The following is a 20,268-nucleotide window of genomic DNA, read 5'->3' on the forward strand; positions in this document are numbered from 1 at the left end:
TCTTTTTCCAGTCATTTTCCTGCCTTGGTCGCTTCGACACTCTCCCTTCATTCTGCCGTACGGCTGCTGCTCTGCCTGACGCTGGCCCTGGCCGTCCAGGTGCTGCCGGTCTGGCTGGCCCTGGGGCTGATCCTGCCTCTGCTACTGACTTCCGGAGCAGGGCAGCGCTGGTTGGGGCTGGTGCGCCGGACCCGCTGGCTGCTGCTATCGCTGTTCCTCGTTTTTGCCTTGGGTACACCGGGGGCGGCACTCTATCCCGATGTTCCGGTCCCCACCCGGGAGGGGGTCCTGCTGGGCCTGGAGCAGGGCTCCCGGCTGATTGCCGTACTGGCGTCGGTGGCCTGGCTGCTGCACGGTAGTGCGCCGACCGAACTGGCGGCCGGCATCCTTCGCCTTTCCGCCAGCCTTGGCATTGCCGAAGCACCGGGGCAACGGGGTGTGGCCCGCCTGCTGCTGGCCCTGCAGTATGTGGAAAACGCTCCCCGGCGCCTGGGGGAATACCGCTGGCAGAATCTGCTGGAGCCGCCTGGCGGCGCGCCGGATGACAGCCTGCAGATCGTGCTGCGGCCGTTCCGCCCCACGGATCGCCTGGTCATGGCTCTGCTGGCTGCCGGGGTGGCAGGGCTGTTCTTTTTCCAGGGTGGCTGGCCATGAGTTGTTCAAGCAGTTCACGTATTGCCCTCGGCCTGGAGTACGACGGCAACGCCTTTCACGGCTGGCAGACCCAGCCTGGCGGCAGTACCGTGCAGGATGCCCTGGAGCTGGCTCTGGCCGCCATTGCCGGCGCACCGGTGGCCACCACCTGTGCTGGGCGTACTGATACGGGGGTCCATGCCACTTCCCAGGTGGTGCATTTCGATACCCCGGTGCTGCGGCCCGAATCCGCCTGGGTTCGGGGCGTCAACGCCCACCTACCGGAAGGCGTGGCGGTGCGCTGGGCCCAGCCGGTGGCGGCGGACTTCCATGCCCGCTTCTCGGCCCGCGGCCGGCGTTATCGCTACCTGCTGCTCAACCGCCCGGTGCGTCCGGGTCTGGCGGCGGGGCGGGTAGGGTGGTTCCATCTGCCCCTGGACGCGGAACGGATGCAGGCCGGAGCCGATCTGCTGCTGGGCACCCACGATTTCTCCACCTTCCGTGCCGCCGAATGCCAGGCCAAGACCCCGATCAAGGAGCTGCGGCAGGCCCGGGTGCGGCGTCAGGGCGATATGATCGTCTTCGACTTCGAGGCCAGCGCCTTCCTGCACCACATGATCCGCAACCTGGTGGGCACCCTGGTCTATATCGGCAAGGGCAAGCACGAGCCGGCCTGGGTCAGTGAACTGCTGGCCGCCCGGGATCGGCGCCTGGCCGCTCCCACCTTCAGTCCCTCCGGCCTTTATCTGGCCGGCGTCACCTACGAACCCCACTGGGGCCTGCCGGAAACCACCGTGCTGCCCCAGGTCTGGAGCCTGGAACCATGACGAGTACCATCAAGACTTGCGCCCACACCCGCATCAAGATCTGCGGCCTGACCCGGGAGGAAGACGTACTGGCAGCAGTGACCGCCGGGGCCGACGCCATCGGCTTCGTCTTCTATCCCCCTAGCCCCCGCTACGTCAGCCCGGAGCGGGCTGCCGAACTGGCCCGTCTGCTGCCGCCCTTCGTCTCCGCCGTGGGCCTCTTCGTGAATCCGGAAGCCGCCGAAGTGGAGGCCGTGCTGGCCATAGTGCCCCTGGAAGTCCTGCAATTTCACGGTGACGAAACGGAAAGTGAGTGCCGGCGCTACCTGCGGCCCTACCTCAAGGCGGCCCGCGTGAGGCCCGATCTGGATTTGGTACAATACGCGGCTGCTTATCCCTCGGCCCGGGCCATCCTGCTGGATGCCTTCGTCGATGGCTATGGCGGCGGCGGCAAGACCTTCGACTGGTCCCTCATCCCGGCCGGCCTGACCCAGAGCATCGTGCTCTCCGGCGGCCTGGACGGGGACAATGTGGCGGAGGCGGTACGGCGGGTGCGCCCGGCGGCGGTGGATGTATCCTCCGGTGTCGAAGCGGCCAAGGGCATCAAGGACGCTGCGAAAATCCGCGCCTTCATCGCCGCCGTACGCAGTGCCGACAACGATTGATTTGATGAAACGATTTATGCGCAAGAGACCGGGCGGACATACTCGCACTTACTGGCGCCACCACCTGGCGGACCACACCTGAGAAGCAGCGGCCTAACCATAGCCCCTGCTGTTCTCTTCGTCCGTCTTCTGGAGTCTTACCATGTCCTACAACCTGCCTGATGCTACCGGCCACTTCGGCCCCTACGGCGGCATCTTTGTCTCCGAAACCCTCATCGCCGCCCTGGAAGAACTGAAGGCGGCCTACGCCCACGCCTGCACCGATCCCGATTTCCAGGCCGAGTTCGACTACGAGCTGAAGCACTACGTCGGCCGTCCCAGCCCCATCTACCACGCCAAGCGCTGGTCCGAGCTGCTGGGCGGCGCCCAGATTTACCTGAAGCGGGAAGACCTGAACCACACCGGCGCCCACAAGGTGAACAACTGTATCGGCCAGGCCTTGCTGGCCAAGCGCATGGGCAAGCCCCGGGTCATCGCCGAGACCGGCGCCGGCCAGCACGGCGTCGCCACCGCCACCGTGGCCGCCCGCTACGGCTTCGAGTGCGTGGTGTACATGGGCTCCGAGGATGTGAAGCGCCAGGCGGCCAACGTCTATCGCATGAAGCTCCTGGGCGCCACCGTGGTGCCCGTGGAATCCGGCTCCAAGACCCTCAAGGATGCGCTCAACGAAGCCATGCGCGACTGGGTCACCAACATCGAGAATACCTTCTACATCATCGGCACCGTGGCCGGTCCCCATCCCTATCCCATGATGGTGCGGGACTTCCAGACCGTCATCGGCAAGGAAGCCCTGGTGCAGATGCCGGAAATGGCCGGGCGCCAGCCCGATGCGGTGATCGCTGCCGTCGGCGGCGGTTCCAACGCCATGGGCATCTTCCATCCCTACATTCCCTATGAGAGCGTCAAGCTCATCGGCGTCGAAGCCGCGGGGGAGGGCATGGATACCAATCGCCATTCCGCCAGTCTGCAGAAGGGCCGCCCCGGCGTGCTGCACGGCAACCGCACCTATCTGCTGCAGGACGAGAACGGCCAGATTACCGAGACCCACTCCATCTCTGCCGGCCTCGATTACCCCGGCGTCGGCCCCGAACACGCTTGGCTGAAGGATTCCGGCCGTGCCGAATACGTGGGCATCTCCGACAGCGAAGCCCTGCAGGCCTTCCATGACCTGTGCCGCTTCGAGGGCATCATCCCCGCCCTGGAATCCTCCCACGCCCTGGCCTACGCCGCCAAGCTGGCCCCCACCCTGGCCAAGGACAAGGTCCTGCTGGTCAATCTTTCCGGCCGCGGCGACAAGGACATGCACACCGTCGCCGAAAAGTCCGGTATCCAGTTCTGAGCGGGGGCGGAAAAATGACCACGAATACCATGAACCGCATCCAAGCCAAGTTCGAGGCCCTCAAGGCCCAGGGCAAGAAGGCCCTGATTCCCTTCATCACCGCCGGCGATCCCCATCCCGCCCTGACCGTCACCCTGCTGCACACCCTGGTGGAAGCCGGGGCCGACGTCATCGAGCTGGGCGTGCCGTTCTCTGACCCCATGGCTGATGGCCCCACCATCCAGCGGGCCTCCGAACGGGCCCTGGCCAAGGGCGTCAGCCTGCGCCAGGTACTGGCCATGGTGGGCGAGTTCCGCGAGAAGGATAAGACCACGCCCATGGTGCTGATGGGCTACGCCAACCCCATCGAGGCCATGGGTGTGGACGCTTTCGTCAATGCCGCCGCCGAGGCTGGTGTGGACGGTGTGCTGGTGGTGGATTACACCCCGGAGGAAAGTGCCGAGTTCGTTGCCGCCATGAGCGCCAAGGGCATGGACGCCATCTTCCTCCTCGCCCCCACCTCCACCGATGCCCGCATCAATCAGGTGGGCAAGCTGGCCCGGGGCTACGTCTATTACGTCTCTCTCAAGGGAGTGACCGGTAGCGGCGCCCTCAATTTCGATGAATTGGCCGAGCGCATTCCCAAGATCCGCGAAGCCACCGGCCTGCCCGTGGGTGTCGGCTTCGGTATCCGCGATGCCGAGACCGCCAAGCGCATCGCCGGCATGGCCGACGCTGTCGTGGTGGGCAGCCGCATCATCGAGGAAATGGAAAAGTACCCGGATGACGCCGTGGCCCGCGTCAAGGGCCTGGTGGCCGACATCCGCCGCGGTGTGGATGCCGCCAGCAAGTAATTTTTAGCCACAGAGGGCACAGAGGACACAGAGAGTAAAACCCGCAGGATGGTTACGGGTAGGCGGTTGATTCGCCTCCTTCCATGGCTTGCGGAATGTTTTTAACTCTGTGATCTCTGTGCCCTCTGTGGCCAACCCGAATTTAAAAAAGTACCGGAGAACGCCATGAGCTGGTTGCAGAAACTGCTGCCCCCGAAGATCAAGCGTGAAGGCGCGCCGCGCAAGTCCAACCTGCCGGAAGGCCTGTGGCGCAAGTGCCCGTCCTGCGAGGCGGTGCTCTACGCCACCGACCTGGAAGGTAATCTGCACGTCTGCCCCAAGTGCGGCCACCACAACCGCCTCAATTCCCGGGAACGCCTGGACCTGCTGCTGGACCCGGAAGGCCGTTTTGAAATCGGCGCCGAAGTGCTGCCGGTGGACAGCCTCAAGTTCAAGGACAGCCGTCGCTATCCGGAGCGCCTCAATGACGCCACCGAAGACACCGGCGAGACCGATTCCCTGGTGGTGATGCAGGGCGCCATCAAGACCCTGCCCGTGGTCGTGGCCTGCTTCGAATTCAACTTCATGGGCGGCTCCATGGGCTCCGTGCTGGGTGAGCGCTTCATTCGCGGCGTCCAGGTGGCCCTGGAGCAGAACGTGCCCTTCATCTGCATCACCGCCTCCGGCGGCGCCCGCATGCAGGAAGGCCTGTTCTCCCTGATGCAGATGGCCAAGACCACCGCTTCCCTGACCAAGCTGTCGGAAGCCGGCCTGCCCTTCATTTCCGTGCTCACCGATCCCACCATGGGCGGCGTCTCCGCCTCCTTCGCCTTCCTTGGCGACGTGGTCATCGCCGAGCCCAACGCCCTGATCGGCTTTGCCGGTCCCCGGGTGATCGAGCAGACGGTGCGGGAAAAACTGCCGGAAGGCTTCCAGCGCTCCGAGTTCCTGCTGGAAAAGGGCGCTATCGACCTGATCGTGGACCGCCGCGAAATGCGCGACAAGATCGCCCAGCTGCTGGCCCTGCTGCAGAAGCTGCCTGCGGCAGCCTGAAAATCTTTTTTGCCACAGAGGGCACAGAGAACACATAGAGTTTCCGCGCCGTGCGTAAGGGCGGAGGGAACTGAGTGGGCCTGTGCCCCAGGAGGCAACAGGGACGCCATTCTTCAGCCTGCCATGGCCGAAGTCCGCGTCCCTGCTGCCTTCCCGGGTAGGTGCTTTTGACTTTCCTCTGTGATCTCTGTGCCCTCTGTGGCTAGCCTTTCTATGTCATTCCCCACCACCCTGTCCGACTGGCTCACCCATCTCGAATCCCTCCACCCCAAAGGCCAGGCCGGCATCGAGCTGGGCCTGGAGCGAGTGGCCCGGGTCAAGGCGGCCCTGGGGCAGAGTGAGTTCTGCCCGGTCATCACCGTGGGCGGCACCAACGGCAAGGGGTCGGTCTGCGCTTACCTGGAAAATATCCTGGACCGGGCCGGCTGCAAGGTGGGCTGCTACACCTCGCCCCACCTGCTGCACTACAACGAGCGGGTGAAGATCAACGGCCAGCCGGTGGCAGACGAAACCCTGTGCGCTGCCTTCGCCAAGGTGGAAGCGGCCCGGGGCAGCGAAGCCCTGACCTATTTCGAATTTGGCACCCTGGCCGCCTGGGAGGTCTTCGCTGCTGCCGGTGTCGAGGCCATCGTCCTGGAAGTGGGTCTGGGGGGCCGTCTCGACGCGGTGAATATTTACGAGCCGGACGTGGCCGTGGTCACTGGCATCGCCCTGGATCACACCGACTGGCTGGGCGCCACCCGGGAAGATATCGGCCGGGAGAAGGCGGGCATCTTCCGCCCCGGCAAGCCGGCCCTTTGCGCCGATGCCAAGCCGCCCCAGTCCCTGCTGGACCATGCCGCTGCCATCGGCGCCGAGCTGAAGCTCATCGGACGGGACTTCGGCTTTGAGAAAAGTACCGAAGATCGTCTGCAATGGCGCTACTGGCACACCATCGGCGGTGAGCTGCAGCGCCGCGCCCTGGCCTTCCCTGGTCTGCGCGGCACGGCCCAGCTGGCCAACGCCAGCGTCGCCCTCACCGCTCTGGAATGCCTCAAGGATCGCTTGCCCGTCTCCATGGGGGCCATCCGCCGCGGCCTCATCGAGACCGAGGTGGCCGGGCGCTTCCAGGTGCTGCCGGGCCAGCCCACGGTGATCCTGGATGTGGCTCATAACCCCCAGTCGGCCCAGGTGCTGGCCGACAATCTCTCCAACATGGGCTTCTTCAACCGCACTCACGCCGTGGTCGGCATGCTGGGGGACAAGGACATCGCCACGACCCTGGCTGCCCTCAAGGGCAAGGTGGATACCTGGCTGCTGTGCGACCTCAACGTACCCCGGGGCGCCACGGCGGCCCAGTTGGCCGAGGTGGTGGCCAGTCTGGGCGGCGCGGTGGAATGCCACGCCGATCCCTACGCGGCGTGGCAGGCGGCCCTGAAGCGGACCGCCGGGAATGATAGAATCGCGGTTTTCGGATCTTTCCATACGGTAGCCGGCGTGCTTCCCCATGTGGGCCAACGCCATCGCCAACCGGACGGAACCCCCAGCTAAAGGTGCTTCAGGCATGCAAGTGACGGATAACGACGCCCAACTGCAACTGAAAAAGCGAGCCCGACGGCGCCTGGTGGGCGCCGTGGCCTTTGTCACCTTCGCCGCCATCGTCCTGCCCATGGTCATGGACCAGGCGCCGCCGCCGCCCACGCCGGACGTGCAGATTCGCATCCCCGGCCAGGACCAGACGGTCTTCAATCCCCAAGCCCTGAATGCTCCGACTGTCCCGGCCAAGGCCGCCCCTGCTGCACCCAAGGCGGAAGTGGCCGTGCCGCCGGTCGTCGCCGTGACCCCGGATGCTCCGGCGGCTCCTCCAGCCCAGCCCGCACCTGCGGCCAAGGTGCCCGAGAAGGTGGCTGCCGAGAAGCCTGTAGACAAGCCCGTGGAAAAGCCCGCCGAGAAGGCTCCCGCCAAGCCGGCTGACAAGGCTGCGGAAAAGCTCGCTGCCGAGAAGGCCGCGGCGGAAAAGGCGGCTAACGAAAAGGCCAAGGCCGACGCCGAGGCCAAGCGGGCCGCGGCCCTGCTGGGCGGCGGCAAGTCCGAAGCCAAGGCAGCCCCGGCAGCCGGCGCGGCAGCGGGCGGCCAGCATGTCATCCTCATCGGCGCCTTTGCCAACCAGGGCAACGTCAAGGTATTGCAGAGCAAGCTCAGCGAGATCGGCGTCAAGACCTATACCGAGCCTCTTGAATCGCCCCAGGGCCTGAAGACCCGGGTGCGTGCCGGCCCCTTCCCGAGCAAGGATGCCGCCGACAAGGCGCTGGAAAAAATGAAGAAAATCGGTGTCAGCGGCATCGTCTCTACCAAGTAAGTTGCGCTGGCAATGACCGCTCTGGACTATGCCATTGTCGGCATCATCCTCGCTTCCCTGCTGCTCGGGGCCTGGCGCGGGGTGGTCGGCGAAATCATTGCCCTGGTGGCCTGGGTGCTGGGTTTTCTCGCCGCCCGCGCCTTCGGGGCCGAGGCTGCCCAGGCCTTCCTCGGCGGCATCATCGCCGATCCGGTGTGGCGGCTGGTGGCAGGTTATGTGCTGGTTTTCCTCGGCACTCTGGCCCTGTTGGCCCTGGTGCGACTGGCAGTGCGGGGGCTGATCAAGGCCCTCGGCCTGGGCGTGGCGGACCGGGTGCTGGGCGTGGTCTTCGGCATTGCCCGGGGCGTGCTGATCGTCCTGCTGCTCGTCGCGGCCGGCGGCATGACCTCTCTGCCGCAAGCCAGCTGGTGGGCCCAGGCCCAACTGGCGCCGCCCTTTGAAACGGCAGTGCTGATGTCCCGGCCCTGGTTGCCGGATGAAGTGGCAAAAAGGATCAAGTACCGGTAGCCTTGCGGCTTCCGGCCCAAGTTTTGTAACAGACAGGTGGTGTTCTATGTGCGGTATTCTCGGGGTCGTCGCGACCACGCCGGTTAACCAGCTCCTCTACGATGGCCTCATGGTGCTCCAGCACCGCGGGCAGGATGCCGCAGGCATCGCTACGGCGGAAGGCAACACCTTCCACATGCACAAGGGACCCGGCCTGGTGCGGGACGTGTTCCGCACCCGCAACATGCGGGCCCTGCCGGGCAACTGGGGCATCGGCCACTGCCGCTATCCCACGGCTGGTTCCGCCTGGAACTTCGCCGAAGCCCAGCCCTTCTACGTCAATTCCCCCTTCGGCCTGACCCTGGCCCACAACGGCAACCTGACCAATGCCGAAGTGCTGAAGGAAGAAATGTTCGTGCAGGACCTGCGCCACGTGAACACCAACTCGGATTCCGAAGTGCTGCTCAACGTCCTGGCCCACGAACTGCAGGCCGCCGCCAAGGGCGCCCGTCTCGATACCGACATCATTTTCCGTGCCGTGGCCAATGTGCATCGCCGAGTGCGCGGTGCCTATGCCGTGGTCGCCATGATTGCCGGCTATGGCCTGCTGGCCTTCCGCGACCCCTTCGGTATCCGTCCCCTGGTGATGGGCCGCAATCCGGTGCCGGGTGAAGAGGGCGGTTATGAATACCTGATCTCCTCCGAGTCCGTCACCCTGGATACCCTGGGTTTCGAGGTGATGCGCGACATCGCTCCGGGCGAGGCTGTCTTCATCGACCTGCAGCGTAACCTGGCCAGCCGCCAGTGCGCCGACAAGCCGGTGTACGCCCCCTGCATCTTCGAATACGTCTATCTGGCCCGCCCCGACTCCCTCATGGACGGTGTTTCCGTCTATGAAACCCGCCTGCGCATGGGCGAGTTCCTGGCTGAGAAGGTGCGCCAGATCATCAACCCCGCCGATATCGACGTGGTTATTCCGATTCCTGATTCCTCCCGGCCCTCCGCCATGCAGTTGGCCCAGGCCCTGAACATTCCCTATCGGGAAGGCTTCGTGAAGAACCGCTACATCGGCCGCACCTTCATCATGCCGGGGCAATCCACCCGCAAGAAGAGCGTGCGCCAGAAGCTCAACACCGTCTCCCACGAGTTCAAGGGCAAGCGGGTGCTGCTGGTGGACGACTCCATCGTGCGCGGCACCACCAGCCGGGAAATCGTTGAGATGGCCCGGGCTGCCGGCGCCCTCAAGGTGTTCTTCGCCTCCGCTGCGCCTCCCGTGCGCTACCCCAACGTGTACGGCATCGACATGCCGACCCGGGGGGAACTCATTGCCACCGGCCGTACCGACGACGAAATCGCCAAGGAAATCGGCGCCGACGCCCTGGTGTACCAGGATCTGGATGCCCTCAAGGCGGCTGTGCAGACCCTCAACCCGGAACTGACCTGTTTCGATACCTCCTGTTTCGATGGCCAGTACATCACCGGGGACATCACCCCGGAATACCTGGACCGGGTCGAAAACGGCCGGGGCGGCAAGGGTAAGTCCAGCAGCGAGGATGACAACAATGCCACCCAGCAGCTGGACCTGAACCTGATGGGCAACAACGCCGAGCGTTAATCAGCCCACCGGAAGCAGAAAAAACAACAAGCCCGTTCCGGATTTCCCGAACGGGCTTGGTCATTAAGGAACCCCCATGAGCATCGACAAGCACACGGACAACCGCGCCGACTGGCAGCTGGAAACCCTGGCGGTACGCGCCGGCCAGGAGCGCAGCCAGTTCAACGAACATTCCGAGGCCCTCTACCTCACTTCCAGCTTCGTCTTCGAGAACGCTGCCCAGGCCGCCGCCCGCTTCTCTGGTGAGGAAGACGGCAACGTCTATTCCCGCTTCTCCAACCCCACCCTGAGCCTCTTCCAGGACCGCCTGGCCGCCCTGGAAGGGGCCGAGGCTGCCGTGGCTACCGCCAGCGGCATGTCCGCCATCCTCTCCCTGGTCATGTCCCAGCTCAAGGCGGGGGACCACGTGGTGGCCTCCGCCGGGCTTTTCGGTGCCACCATCCAGCTCTTCAACACCATCCTGGCCCGTTTCGGCATCACCACCACCTACGCCAGCCAGACCCGGCCGGAAGAGTGGGCCGCGGCCATCCGCCCGGAAACCAAGCTCTTCTTCCTCGAGACGCCCTCCAACCCCCTGACGGAAGTGGCCGACATCGCCGCCCTGGCCGAGATCGCCCACGCCAAGGGCATCCTGGTGGCGGTGGACAACTGCTTCTGCACCCCCGCCCTGCAGCGTCCCCTGGACCTGGGCGCCGATCTGGTGGTGCATTCGGCCACCAAGTATCTCGATGGCCAGGGCCGGGTCCTCGGCGGCGCCGTGGTGGGCCGCAAGGCCCTGACGGACGAGGTTTTCAAGTTCCTGCGCACTGCCGGCCCGACCCTTTCCGCCTTCAATGCCTGGGTTCTGGCTAAAGGCCTGGAAACCCTGAAAATCCGCATGGCCGCCCAGTCCGCCAATGCCCTGGAACTGGCGGCCTGGCTCGAAGCTCACCCCAAGGTGGCGCGGGTCTTCTACCCCGGCCTGGCCTCCCACCCCCAGCACGCCCTGGCCCTGCGCCAGCAGAAGAGCGGCGGCGCCATCGTCTCTTTCGAGGTCAAGGGCGGCAAGGCGGAAGCCTGGCAGGTGGTGGATCACTGCCGCCTGCTTTCCATCACCGCCAACCTGGGGGATGTGAAAACCACCATCACCCATCCGGCCAGCACCACCCATGGCCGCATCAGCCCCGAAGCCCGGGCCACGGCCGGCATTTCCGACGGGCTGCTGCGCATTGCCGTCGGCCTGGAAGCGGTGGCCGACCTGCAGGCCGACCTGGAGCGGGGCCTGGCCGCCTGCTGAGGCCAGCAGCCACCCGGCAAGCAAAAGCCCCCGCTGGTCGGGGGCTTTTGCTTGCCGGTATGGCTCGGCGCATCAGCGTCGATAGCCGCCGTGTCCGTGCTCATGCCGGTCATGGTGCCGGTGTTCCCAGGCCCGATCCTGGCGCCAGGCTTCCCCGCGGTAGATCCAGTGTTCGTGGCGCTGCTCCCAACGGCCGGGCTCGTAGAAATAGCCGGGGCGTTGGGCCAGCCAGCGGCCTTCCAGCCAGACGTAGCGATAGCCATCCCAGGCCCAGTAGCCCGGGGCCCAGACATAGCCGCCCCGGGGCGGCGGCGGGGCTTCGTAGCGCAGGGGAGGGGGAGGCGTACCGATTTCCACGCCGATGGCAAAGCCGGCACCGCCGTGGGCCTCCGCCGCCGGGGCAGCCAGGAACAGGCCGGCAGCCAGCAGCGGCAGAAGCAGGGCACTGAAACGGCGCCATGGCTTGGCAGGCAGGGCCAGGGAGGATAGCTGGGCTTGAGGAGGCTGAAGCGAACTGAGTGAAGCGGGGGATGCGGGTGATCCGGCGGGCGGTGCGGGTAAAGCGGACGACCGGTTTGTCCGGGCTGGCTGGGCGGTAGGCATGGTGATTCTCCAGGGCGGGAGGCGGAGGTCCTCCCTTGCCTGCAACAACGCCAGAGGCCCGGCCGGCGTTGAAGGCGGACACAGTTTGTTGCACTTCTGCCGTCGTCGGGGCGGGGCCCGGCGTGGTGGGGTACTGCGTTGGATCTCAGCCAGCCTTTCGGGCTCCCGGCCTGACTCGGCTGGCAAGCGCTTCCAACCCGGCTCACCTCCCGGATACTTGGCGCCCGCCTGCCCTCAACCGTTCTCCAGATGCCCGCCGCCCAAGGCCTTGTAGAGGCCGATGGCGTTGCGGATTTCATCCCGCCGCAGCTCCAGCAAACCGAGTTGGGAGGCATAGGCCTGGCGCTGGGCATCCAGTAGTTCCAGGCGACTATCCAGGCCGGCCCGGTAGCGCAGGGTTGAAAGCTCCCGGCGACGTTCGGCGCTGGCCACGGCCCGCTCCTGGGCCTCGATCTGCCGGCCGTAGGTGGCGCTGCCGGAAAGGCCGTCCAGCACCTCCCGGAAGGCGGTCTGGATGGTCTTTTCGTATTCGGCGACAGAGGCGTCCCGGCGCAGCTCGGCCAGGCGCCGCTCGGCCTGCAGGCGGCCGCCCTGGAAGATGGGCTGGGTGATCTGGGGGGTGAAAGCCCAGGCCCGGTGGGCACCCTCAAAGAGGCTGCCAAAGGATGGGCTGATGGCGCCGACGGACAAGGTCAGCAGCAGGCGCGGGAAGAAAGCGGCCCGGGCAGCGCCGATGTCGGCGTTTGCGGCAATGAGGGCCTGCTCCGCCTGCTGGATGTCCGGGCGGTGGCTCAGCAGGTCCGAGGGCAGCCCCGGCGGCAGCTGGGTCAGTACCGGTTGCCGGGCCAGGGGGGTGGGCGGCGGCAGGTCCTCCGGCAGTTCCGTGCCGAGCAGCAGGGCCAGGCCATGGCGGGCCTGGGCCAGGGCCCGCTGGCGGTTTTCCCGGTCGGCCTCGGCGGTGGCCACCTGGCCTTCGGCCTGGGCGATGTCCAGGCCGCTGCTCTGCTGCGCCAGTTTCAGCTTGCGCGCCAGTTCCAGGGACTGGCGCCAGTCCGCCAGGGTCAGCTCGGTCAGGCGCAACTGCTCTTCCGCCAGGCGCTCGGCGAAATAGGCTTCCGCCACGGCGCCGATGAGGCTGATGCGGGCGGCCCGCAGGCCGTGCTCGCTGGCCAGGTAGCGGGCGAAAGCGGCTTCCGAGAGGGCGCTGACCCGGCCGAAGAGATCCACTTCGAAGGCATTGATGCCCAGGCTGGCAGAGCGGCTTTCCTGTATGCCGGTGCTGATGCCACCGTCGCTGGAAGCCCGCTGGCGCGTTGCCGCCAGGCCCGCCTCCACCCCGGGCAGCCGGTAGCTGCGCTGGATGTCGTACTGGGCCTGGACCTGGGCCACGTTGAGGAGGGCCAGGCGCAGGTCCCGGTTGTTTTCCAGGGCAGTTTCAATCAGCCCTTGCAGGCGCGGGTCGCCGAACATGCTGCGCCAGCCGATGCCGGCGGCGGAGGCGCCCGCCGCCGGGATGGCGGGGGCACTGCCGTAGGTGTCAGGCACCGGCAGGGCCGGCTTGTGCAGTTCCGGCGTCAGGGCGCAGGCCGAGAGGGCCAGGGAGAGGCCAATGATGGAGAGGTGCATGATTAATCCTTGAGTTCATCCTTGAGCCAGCGCTGGCGCAGGCGTTGCAGGGCAGGGGAGGCGGCCAGCCGTTCGCCGATGCTGAGGACGAAAACGAAAAATACCGGTACCAGGAAAATCGCCAGGACCGTGGCGGTGACCATGCCGCCGAAGACCCCGGTGCCAATGGCGTGCTGGGTCTCGGCACTGGCGCCACGGGCCAGCATCAGGGGCACTACACCCAGGGCAAAGGCCAGGGAGGTCATGAGGATGGGCCGCAGGCGCAGCCGGGCAGCCGCGGCAGCGGCCTCGATCAGGCCCATGCCCTGCTCGTGCAGCTGCTTGGCGAACTCGATGATGAGGATGGCGTTCTTGGCCGAGAGGCCGATCACCGTGATCATGCCCACCTTGAAGAACACGTCGTTGGGCATGCCCCGGGCGTACACCGCGAAGACGGCGCCGATGAGGCCCAGGGGCACCACCAGCATCACCGCCAAGGGGATGGTCCAGCTCTCATAGAGGGCCGCCAGGACGAGGAAAACCACCAGCATGGAAAGACCCATCAGCAGCGGTGCCTGGGCTGCCGACTGGCGCTCCTGCAGGGATTGGCCGGTCCATTCCACGGCGAAGCCGGGGGGCAGCTTGGCGGCCAGGCGCTCCATTTCCGCCATGGCTTCGCCGCTGGAGGCGCCGGGGGCGGCACTGCCGGAAATGCGCACCGCCGGGTAGCCCAGGTAGCGCACCAGCTGCAACGGTGCGTCGCTCCACTGGGGCGTCACCATCTCGCCCAGGGCCACCATGCCGCCGGCGTTGTTGCGCACGTAGAGGCGCAGGATGTCCTCCACCTGCATGCGGGAGCCGGCCTCGGCCTGAATGATGACCTGCTGCATGCGCCCCGCATTGGGGAAGTCATTGACGTAGAGGGAGCCCATGGCGGTGGACAGGGTGTCGCTGATATTGGCGAAGGAGACACCCAGGGCTTCGGCCTTCTGCCGGTCGATGTCGAGGCGGACGCTGGTGCCCGGGGGCAAGCCCTCCGGGTACACGCCCACCACCACCTTGCTCTCTGCCGCCATGGCCAGCAGTTGCTGCTGGGCCGCCATGAGGGCGGCGTAGCCCTGGTTGCCGCGGTCCTGCAGGCGCATGGCAAAGCCGGAGGAGGTACCCAGTTCCTCGATGGCCGGCGGCATGAGGTTGAAGACCATGCCTTCCCGGGCCTGGGCCATGGCGCCCTGGGCTGCCATCACCTCGGCGGAGGCCGTGGCGCCCTCCCGTTCATGCCAGTTCTTCAGGGTGGTGAAGACGATGGCAGCGTTGGGGCCGGAACCCGAGAAGCCCCAGCCCAGCACCGATTGCACCGCCTCGATGCCCGGCCGGCCGACGGCGTGGGCTTCGAAGGTCTTCACCACGTCCAGGGTGCGTTCCGTGGTGGCGTCGGAGGGCAGCTGGATGGCGGTGATGAAGTAGCCCTGGTCCTCTTCCGGCAGGAAGGCGGAAGGCAGTTGCCAGAAGCCCAGGCCCAGTACCGCAACGATGGCGACGAAGGCCGCCATGGCCCGGCCGGTGCGCCGCAGCAGCCGCACCACCCGGCTCTCGTAGCCCCGGGTGAGGCGTTCGAAGGCCCGGTTGAAAGCGCCGAAAAAGCCGCCTTTTTCATGGTGCCCGGCATCCACCGGCTTGAGCAGGGTGGCGCAGAGCGCCGGCGTCAGGGTCAGGGCGAGGAAGGCGGAAAAGAGGATGGAAACCGCCATGGAGAGGGTGAACTGGCGGTAGATGACTCCCACCGACCCCCCGGCCAGGGCCATGGGAATGAACACGGCGATCAGCACCAGGGTGATGCCCACCACGGCGCCGGAGATTTCCTGCATGGCCTTGAGGGTCGCCTCCCTGGGCGACAGCCCTTCCGTGGCCATCAGCCGCTCCACGTTCTCCACCACGACGATGGCGTCGTCCACGATGATGCCGATGGCCAGCACCATGCCGAACATGGTCAGCACATTGACCGAGAAGCCGGCCCCCAGCATGACGGTGAAGGTGCCGAGCAGGGCGATGGGCGCGACGATGGCGGGAATGAAGGTGTAGCGCACGTTCTGCAGGAACAGGTACATCACCAGGAATACCAGCAGCATGGCTTCGAGCAGGGTCTGGGCCACCTTTTCGATGGAAATCTGCACGAAGGGCGCCGTGTCGAAAGGCACGGAATGACTCATGCCCGGGGGCATGGTGCGGGCCAGGTGATCCAGGCGCGCCCGTACCGCGGCGGCGGTGCGCACCGCATTGGCGCCGGGCGACATCTGGATGCCCAGGGCCGCTGCCAGCTTGCCGTTCTCGCGGATGGCCTCGCCATAGTTCTGGGCCCCCAGGGAAACCCGGGCCACATCGCCGAGGACCACCTTGGAACCGTCCGGGTTGGCCCGCAGGACGATGGCGGCAAACTGTTCGGGGCTGCTCAACTGGCCCTGCACCGAGACCGGGAAGGTGACTCGCTGGCCCTGTACGGTCGGTGCGCCACCCACGCGGCCCGGGGCGATCTGGGTGTTCTGCCGCATCACCGCTTCGCTCAGGTCGCTCATCGAGAGCTTGTAGGCGATGAGCTTGGCCGGATCGACCCAGACCCGCATGGCCGCTTCGGAGCCGAACAACTGCACTCGGCCGACGCCGTCCACCCGGCGCAATTCCTCCACCATGTTGCGCGCCATGTAGTCGTTGAGGGCCACTTCGTCGTAGCGGCCGTCATCCGACTTGAGGCTGATGAACATGAGGAAGGAAGAGGCCGCCGATTCGAAGCGCAGGCCGTTTTGCCGCACCACGGCGGGCAGGCGGGGCTCCACCGTCTTGATGCGGTTCTGTACGTCCACCTGGGCCAGCTCCGGGTTGGTGCCGGGCTTGAAGGTGGCGGTGATCTGGGCCATCCCCGAAGTGTCGGTGGAGGATTCGAAATAAAGCAGGTTCTTGACGCTGGAAAGCTCCCGCTCGATCAGCCCCACCACCGCATCGTTCATGGTCTGGGGCGTGGCACCGGGGTATACGGCGTAGATGCTGACCATGGGCGGCGCCACCGTGGGGTAGCGGGCGATGGGCAGCTGGGGGATGGCGATGAGGCCCAGCAGGATGATGAAGAGGGCGATCACCCAGGCAAAGATGGGGCGCCGGACGAAGAAGGCGGGCAGCTTCATGGCTTCACCACGCTGCCGTCGGCGGTCAGGGGCCAGGGCTGGGGCGAGACCGGGGCGCCGGGCTGCAGCCGGTCCTGGCCTTCGACGATAACCTGCTCGCCGGCCGCCAGGCCGCTGCGCACCAGATACTGGCGCTGCACCAGCTTGCCCAGTTCCACCGGCTTGAGATTGGCCTTGCCGTCCTGGCCCACCACCCAGACCTGGGCCTGGCCGGCGGCACCGCGGGAGACGGCCTGCTGGGGAATGAGCAGGCCCTGGAGGTCGCCGCCCTGGGGCACCCGGGCTCGCACGAACATGCCGGGCAGCAGGTGCCGCTCCGGGTTGTTCACGCGGATGCGTACCACCACGTCGCCGGTGCCCGCATCCACATTGATGCCGGAGAAGAGGATGTGGCCGGAGACCGGATAGGGGTTGCCCTGGGCATCGAGAATCTTCACATTGCCGTCCTTGCCGCTGTCGCCAGCCCCCGCCTGGCCGGCGGATTTGCGGATGGCTTCCAGCATGGAGGCCGGCTGCCGCACATCCACATAGACTTGGTCGATCTGCTGCACCCGGGCCATGGGGTTGGCATCGGTCTGGCCCACCAAGGCGCCTTCGGTCACCAGCTCCTCGCCGATGCGGCCGGCGATGGGGGAGCGGAGAGTGGCGAAGTCCAGGTCCAACTGGCGGCGGGCCAGGGCGGCCTTGGCCTGGGCCACGTCGGCGGCGCTCTGGTTGTATTGGGAGAGGGCATCGTCGAACAGCTGCTGGCTGACCGCATCCGCATCCACCAGGGGCTTGAGGCGGTCCACCTGCAGCTTGGCCCGTTCCATGGCGGCGCCGGCCCGCTTCAGGGCAGAGGCGGCGCTATCCACCTCGGCCCGGAAGGGGGCCGGGTTGATCTGGAAGAGGGGCTGGCCGGCTTGCACTTCGGCCCCCTGCTCGAACAGCCGGCGCAGCACGATACCGCCTACCTGGGGGCGAATCTCCGCCGTGCGCAGGGCGCTGACCCGGCCCGGCAGTTCATCTTCGAGATGCACCGGGCGCGTTTCCAGGGTCAGGGTGGATACAATGGGCGGCGGCATTTCCTGGGGGGTCTCCCGGGGCGCACAGGCGGCCAGGAGGGCTGCGAGCAGCGTTGGCAGCAGTGCGGCGCGCAAGGCCGGGGAATGGTTTTGCAGGTCTGGCAGGCGTGGCAGGTTCTTTTTCATGGGGCAGGCATGGCGTTACCGGCAGGCAACGGCGGCATAGTGATGACTGCGTCAGTGTAGGGAAGCGAAATTGGCGCTTCGTGGTGGAAATGTGGAGAAATGATGGAGAAGTACCTACGCAGCACAGGGGTATCCGCAGTGGGGCGGGCCGGGCTGGCGTCATGGCCTGCGCAGTCCGGCCGGGCGCGGAGGATGCCGCGGTGACGTCGGCCGAAGCCCTGGTCCTCGTCGCCGAGGACGAACCGGAAATCGCCGACATCCTGCGGGCCTATCTGGCCCGGGAGGGGTTGCGCACCCTCCACGCCGCCAACGGCCGGGAGGCCCTGGAAATGCACCTGGCCCTGCGCCCCGACCTGTTGCTGCTCGACGTGCGCATGCCGCTCCTGGACGGCTGGCAGGTGCTGGCCGAGGTGCGCCGCCGGGGCAGTACGCCAATCATCATGATCACCGCCCATGACCAGGATGTGGACAAGCTCTCCGCCCTGCGCATGGGGGCCGACGATTACGTGGTCAAGCCCTTCAATCCGGCCGAAGTGGCGGCCCGGGCCCGGGCCGTGCTGCGTCGTACCCTGGGCAATGGGGATGGCGGCGCCGGTGTGTTGCGGGTAGGCCCCCTGGAAATCGACCTGGATGCCTTCCGCGTCACCGTCGGCAGTGGTGCCGAGGCTCAGCCCCTGACGTTGACCCTGACCGAGTTCCGCCTGCTTGCCCACCTGGCCCGCCTGCCCCGGCGTGTTTTCAGCCGCGCTGAACTGCTCCACGCCTGCCTTCCCGAGAGCGATGCTCTGGAGCGGACGGTGGATAGCCACCTGAGCAAGCTGCGGCGCAAGCTGGAAGAGGCCGGCGTCAGCGGCCTGCCGGTGAGCATTCGCGGCGTTGGCTACTGCCTCGAGGGGAGCGGCTGATGTTGCCCAACGGCCTGAGCCGGCAGCTGGTCATCTCCATGTCGGCGGTGGCCCTGGGGGTGACCCTGTTCATCCACGTCAGCTTCTACATTTTCTACGCCGTGGCCATGGAGGTGAATCCGGCCATGGTTTCCTCCACGCCGGATGCCTGGCCCCCCACCGGGCCGGAATGGGGGTGGATGATCGCGGTAACCCTGATCGGCCTCATCGGCGCCATCTACACCGCTTCCCGCCTCAGCCGGCGCATCCTGCAGCCCCTCAATTCGGTGGCCGAGAGCCTGCGCCGCCTGGCCCACGGCGACCTGGACGCCCGGGCCGTGGCGGAAACGGGAGCCATGGGCGAGACGGCCACCCTAGTGGCGGACTTCAACACCATGGCCGAGCGCCTGCAGCGCATGAGCAGCGATTTCTCCACCTGGAATGCCGCCATCGCCCATGAACTGCGCACCCCGGTCACCATCCTGCGGGGGCGCCTGCAAGGCCTGGCGGAGGGCGTCTTCGAGCCGGACCCGGTGCAGTTCCACAGCCTGCTTACCCAGGTGGAAGGGTTGTCCCGCCTGATCGAGGACCTGCGGGTGCTGAGCCTGGCCGACAGCGGCCACCTCAGCCTGCATCTGGAGCGTTGCGACCTGGCAGCGGAAATCCTGCGCATCGCCAGCCTCCTGGAGCCGGAGCTGGTTGCCGCCGGCTTTCGCCTGCGCCTGCGGCTGGAGGCAGCGCCGGTGCACTGCGACGTCACCCGCATCCGGCAGATCGTCCTGGCCTTGCTCGACAATGTGCGGCGCTACGCCCACCCCGGTGAAATCACCATTTCCTGCGGCCTGCGCGGCGGCCCGGCGGCTGGCCAAAGCGCGGCTGAAAGCCTTGCGGAAGGCCGGGGAGAGGGCGCCGGGAGCAGCTCCCAGGCCGGGGAGGGGGATTTCATCTTCCAGATCGAGGACGATGGCCCCGGGGTGCCGGATGCCCTGCTGCCCCATCTCTTCGACCCCTTCCACCGCGGTGACGATTCCCGTAGCCGGGCCAGCGGCGGCAGCGGCCTGGGGCTGGCGGTGGTCCGGGCCGTGGTGGAGGCCCATGGTGGCCGCATCCGCTGCCGGCGCGGCAGCCGGGGGGGCGCCCTGTTCGAGGTGGAATTGCCGCCCACGCACCCCTCGCCGGAAGCCTGCTGAAGCCGCGGGGAGGGCTCCCGTCAGTACCCCGGGAACATCCCGCGAGATGTTCCCATATCATCGGTATGGGTCGGCTGGGCGGAAAATTGGCCGATTTCCCTATTTTTTGGCATTGGCATATGGTTCTGCCGGCCGTTTGCGATTACGATGAAGCAACGCCCCGCTGCTTGTTGCAAGGTTACCCGGGGCGGGGCTGCGAGGCAGCCGGGATGCGGCGATCGATCAAGGGATCGCGGTGACGGAAGCAGAGGAGGGAATAGGGGGGAACATGGGCGTCGGAGAACAAAAACAAACGCCGCGGGAAAAGCAAAAAGGGAGTTGTGATTGCTCACAACTCCCTTGCGGAATTCTTGGCTCCCCGACCTGGGCTCGAACCAGGGACCTACGGATTAACAGTCCGGCGCTCTACCGACTGAGCTATCGAGGANNNTCTACTGCAGACCTGCTGAATTGCACTTTTGCAACTAAAACTGATAAAAACAGCCGAATGACCAACAAGCTGCCTTTTGAAACTTTGGCTCCCCGACCTGGGCTCGAACCAGGGACCTACGGATTAACAGTCCGGCGCTCTACCGACTGAGCTATCGAGGAACATAA

At 66.5% G+C, this 20,268-nt stretch carries 17 protein-coding genes and 2 tRNA genes; 13 read left to right on the plus strand and 6 right to left on the minus strand.

Annotated elements, in window-relative coordinates; all coding sequences use genetic code 11:
- The first annotated feature begins 24 nt into the window (after positions 1–24).
- From AZSI13_RS03910 to AZSI13_RS03960, 11 genes are all read left to right on the plus strand, one after another.
- The gene (locus tag AZSI13_RS03910; RefSeq protein WP_109039863.1) at positions 25–654 is read left to right on the plus strand and encodes a hypothetical protein; all 630 of its coding nucleotides are present in this window, start codon (positions 25–27) and stop codon (positions 652–654) included.
- A complete protein-coding gene (truA, locus tag AZSI13_RS03915) occupies positions 651–1,460 on the plus strand; it encodes a tRNA pseudouridine(38-40) synthase TruA (protein WP_109039864.1) in 810 nt (269 codons plus the stop codon). The genes AZSI13_RS03910 and truA overlap by 4 nt, the downstream gene beginning before the upstream one ends.
- On the plus strand, positions 1,457–2,104 hold the full coding sequence (locus AZSI13_RS03920; protein ID WP_109039865.1) for a phosphoribosylanthranilate isomerase: 648 nt from the start codon (positions 1,457–1,459) through the stop codon (positions 2,102–2,104). Before truA ends, AZSI13_RS03920 begins: the two co-directional genes overlap by 4 nt.
- A 142-nt stretch (positions 2,105–2,246) precedes the next feature.
- Entirely contained in the window at positions 2,247–3,443 is a 1,197-nt protein-coding gene (trpB, locus tag AZSI13_RS03925; RefSeq protein WP_109039866.1) for a tryptophan synthase subunit beta, read from the plus strand.
- A 29-nt stretch (positions 3,444–3,472) separates the two neighbouring features.
- Positions 3,473–4,276 (plus strand): tryptophan synthase subunit alpha, encoded by an 804-nt coding sequence (trpA, locus tag AZSI13_RS03930; protein ID WP_109040029.1) that lies wholly within the window; start codon positions 3,473–3,475, stop codon positions 4,274–4,276.
- 165 nt (positions 4,277–4,441) lie between these two features.
- Positions 4,442–5,308: an acetyl-CoA carboxylase, carboxyltransferase subunit beta gene (gene accD / locus AZSI13_RS03935; protein ID WP_014238202.1), complete on the plus strand. Its 867-nt coding sequence runs from the start codon at positions 4,442–4,444 to the stop codon at positions 5,306–5,308.
- Between the two features lie 213 nt (positions 5,309–5,521).
- Positions 5,522–6,838 (plus strand): bifunctional tetrahydrofolate synthase/dihydrofolate synthase, encoded by a 1,317-nt coding sequence (folC, locus tag AZSI13_RS03940; protein WP_109039867.1) that lies wholly within the window; start codon positions 5,522–5,524, stop codon positions 6,836–6,838.
- A 13-nt stretch (positions 6,839–6,851) separates the two neighbouring features.
- Positions 6,852–7,646, plus strand: a complete 795-nt coding sequence (locus tag AZSI13_RS03945; protein WP_109039868.1) for an SPOR domain-containing protein — start codon at positions 6,852–6,854, stop codon at positions 7,644–7,646.
- A gap of 12 nt (positions 7,647–7,658) precedes the next feature.
- On the plus strand, positions 7,659–8,153 hold the full coding sequence (locus AZSI13_RS03950) for a CvpA family protein (RefSeq protein WP_109039869.1): 495 nt from the start codon (positions 7,659–7,661) through the stop codon (positions 8,151–8,153).
- A 46-nt stretch (positions 8,154–8,199) separates the two neighbouring features.
- On the plus strand, positions 8,200–9,747 hold the full coding sequence (gene purF, locus AZSI13_RS03955; RefSeq protein WP_109039870.1) for an amidophosphoribosyltransferase: 1,548 nt from the start codon (positions 8,200–8,202) through the stop codon (positions 9,745–9,747).
- A gap of 76 nt (positions 9,748–9,823) precedes the next feature.
- Positions 9,824–11,023 (plus strand): O-succinylhomoserine sulfhydrylase, encoded by a 1,200-nt coding sequence (locus AZSI13_RS03960; protein WP_109039871.1) that lies wholly within the window; start codon positions 9,824–9,826, stop codon positions 11,021–11,023.
- A 72-nt stretch (positions 11,024–11,095) separates the two neighbouring features.
- On the opposite strand, the gene AZSI13_RS03965 is transcribed toward AZSI13_RS03960, so the two are convergent.
- The 4 genes from AZSI13_RS03965 to AZSI13_RS03980 form a co-directional block, all read right to left on the minus strand.
- Positions 11,096–11,626, minus strand: a complete 531-nt coding sequence (locus AZSI13_RS03965) for a YXWGXW repeat-containing protein (protein ID WP_109039872.1) — start codon at positions 11,624–11,626, stop codon at positions 11,096–11,098.
- Positions 11,627–11,860: 234 nt separating this feature from the next.
- Entirely contained in the window at positions 11,861–13,252 is a 1,392-nt protein-coding gene (locus AZSI13_RS03970) for an efflux transporter outer membrane subunit (RefSeq protein ID WP_109039873.1), read from the minus strand.
- Positions 13,253–13,254: 2 nt separating this feature from the next.
- On the minus strand, positions 13,255–16,407 hold the full coding sequence (locus AZSI13_RS03975; protein ID WP_305765148.1) for a multidrug efflux RND transporter permease subunit: 3,153 nt from the start codon (positions 16,405–16,407) through the stop codon (positions 13,255–13,257).
- Positions 16,404–17,597: an efflux RND transporter periplasmic adaptor subunit gene (locus tag AZSI13_RS03980; protein ID WP_109039874.1), complete on the minus strand. Its 1,194-nt coding sequence runs from the start codon at positions 17,595–17,597 to the stop codon at positions 16,404–16,406. The genes AZSI13_RS03975 and AZSI13_RS03980 overlap by 4 nt, the downstream gene beginning before the upstream one ends.
- Before the next feature lie 161 nt (positions 17,598–17,758).
- On the opposite strand from AZSI13_RS03980, the gene AZSI13_RS03985 reads away from it, so the two are divergent.
- Entirely contained in the window at positions 17,759–18,502 is a 744-nt protein-coding gene (locus AZSI13_RS03985) for a response regulator (RefSeq protein ID WP_109039875.1), read from the plus strand.
- Entirely contained in the window at positions 18,502–19,671 is a 1,170-nt protein-coding gene (locus tag AZSI13_RS03990; protein WP_109039876.1) for an ATP-binding protein, read from the plus strand. Before AZSI13_RS03985 ends, AZSI13_RS03990 begins: the two co-directional genes overlap by 1 nt.
- A gap of 351 nt (positions 19,672–20,022) precedes the next feature.
- Here the strand turns inward: AZSI13_RS03990 and AZSI13_RS03995 are convergent.
- Positions 20,023–20,098: transfer RNA gene (locus tag AZSI13_RS03995), tRNA-Asn, on the minus strand.
- A gap of 88 nt (positions 20,099–20,186) precedes the next feature.
- Positions 20,187–20,262, minus strand: a tRNA-Asn gene (locus tag AZSI13_RS04000).
- Between the last annotated feature and the right edge of the window lie 6 nt (positions 20,263–20,268).

The organism is Azospira sp. I13, assembly GCF_003112695.1.
Lineage (GTDB): Bacteria > Pseudomonadota > Gammaproteobacteria > Burkholderiales > Rhodocyclaceae > Azospira.

What these genes read in the sequence shown, in the direction of transcription:
- AZSI13_RS03975 (WP_305765148.1), bottom strand. Translation starts at nt 16,407, where the DNA reads ATGAAGCTGCCCGCCTTCTTCGTCCGGCGCCCCATCTTTGCCTGGGTG.
- trpA (WP_109040029.1), top strand. Translation starts at nt 3,473, where the DNA reads ATGAACCGCATCCAAGCCAAGTTCGAGGCCCTCAAGGCCCAGGGCAAG.
- AZSI13_RS03985 (WP_109039875.1), top strand. Translation starts at nt 17,759, where the DNA reads ATGGCCTGCGCAGTCCGGCCGGGCGCGGAGGATGCCGCGGTGACGTCG.
- folC (WP_109039867.1), top strand. Translation starts at nt 5,522, where the DNA reads ATGTCATTCCCCACCACCCTGTCCGACTGGCTCACCCATCTCGAATCC.
- truA (WP_109039864.1), top strand. Translation starts at nt 651, where the DNA reads ATGAGTTGTTCAAGCAGTTCACGTATTGCCCTCGGCCTGGAGTACGAC.
- AZSI13_RS03990 (WP_109039876.1), top strand. Translation starts at nt 18,502, where the DNA reads ATGTTGCCCAACGGCCTGAGCCGGCAGCTGGTCATCTCCATGTCGGCG.
- AZSI13_RS03920 (WP_109039865.1), top strand. Translation starts at nt 1,457, where the DNA reads ATGACGAGTACCATCAAGACTTGCGCCCACACCCGCATCAAGATCTGC.
- AZSI13_RS03980 (WP_109039874.1), bottom strand. Translation starts at nt 17,597, where the DNA reads ATGAAAAAGAACCTGCCACGCCTGCCAGACCTGCAAAACCATTCCCCG.
- trpB (WP_109039866.1), top strand. Translation starts at nt 2,247, where the DNA reads ATGTCCTACAACCTGCCTGATGCTACCGGCCACTTCGGCCCCTACGGC.
- AZSI13_RS03960 (WP_109039871.1), top strand. Translation starts at nt 9,824, where the DNA reads ATGAGCATCGACAAGCACACGGACAACCGCGCCGACTGGCAGCTGGAA.
- purF (WP_109039870.1), top strand. Translation starts at nt 8,200, where the DNA reads ATGTGCGGTATTCTCGGGGTCGTCGCGACCACGCCGGTTAACCAGCTC.
- AZSI13_RS03950 (WP_109039869.1), top strand. Translation starts at nt 7,659, where the DNA reads ATGACCGCTCTGGACTATGCCATTGTCGGCATCATCCTCGCTTCCCTG.
- accD (WP_014238202.1), top strand. Translation starts at nt 4,442, where the DNA reads ATGAGCTGGTTGCAGAAACTGCTGCCCCCGAAGATCAAGCGTGAAGGC.
- AZSI13_RS03965 (WP_109039872.1), bottom strand. Translation starts at nt 11,626, where the DNA reads ATGCCTACCGCCCAGCCAGCCCGGACAAACCGGTCGTCCGCTTTACCC.
- AZSI13_RS03970 (WP_109039873.1), bottom strand. Translation starts at nt 13,252, where the DNA reads ATGCACCTCTCCATCATTGGCCTCTCCCTGGCCCTCTCGGCCTGCGCC.
- AZSI13_RS03945 (WP_109039868.1), top strand. Translation starts at nt 6,852, where the DNA reads ATGCAAGTGACGGATAACGACGCCCAACTGCAACTGAAAAAGCGAGCC.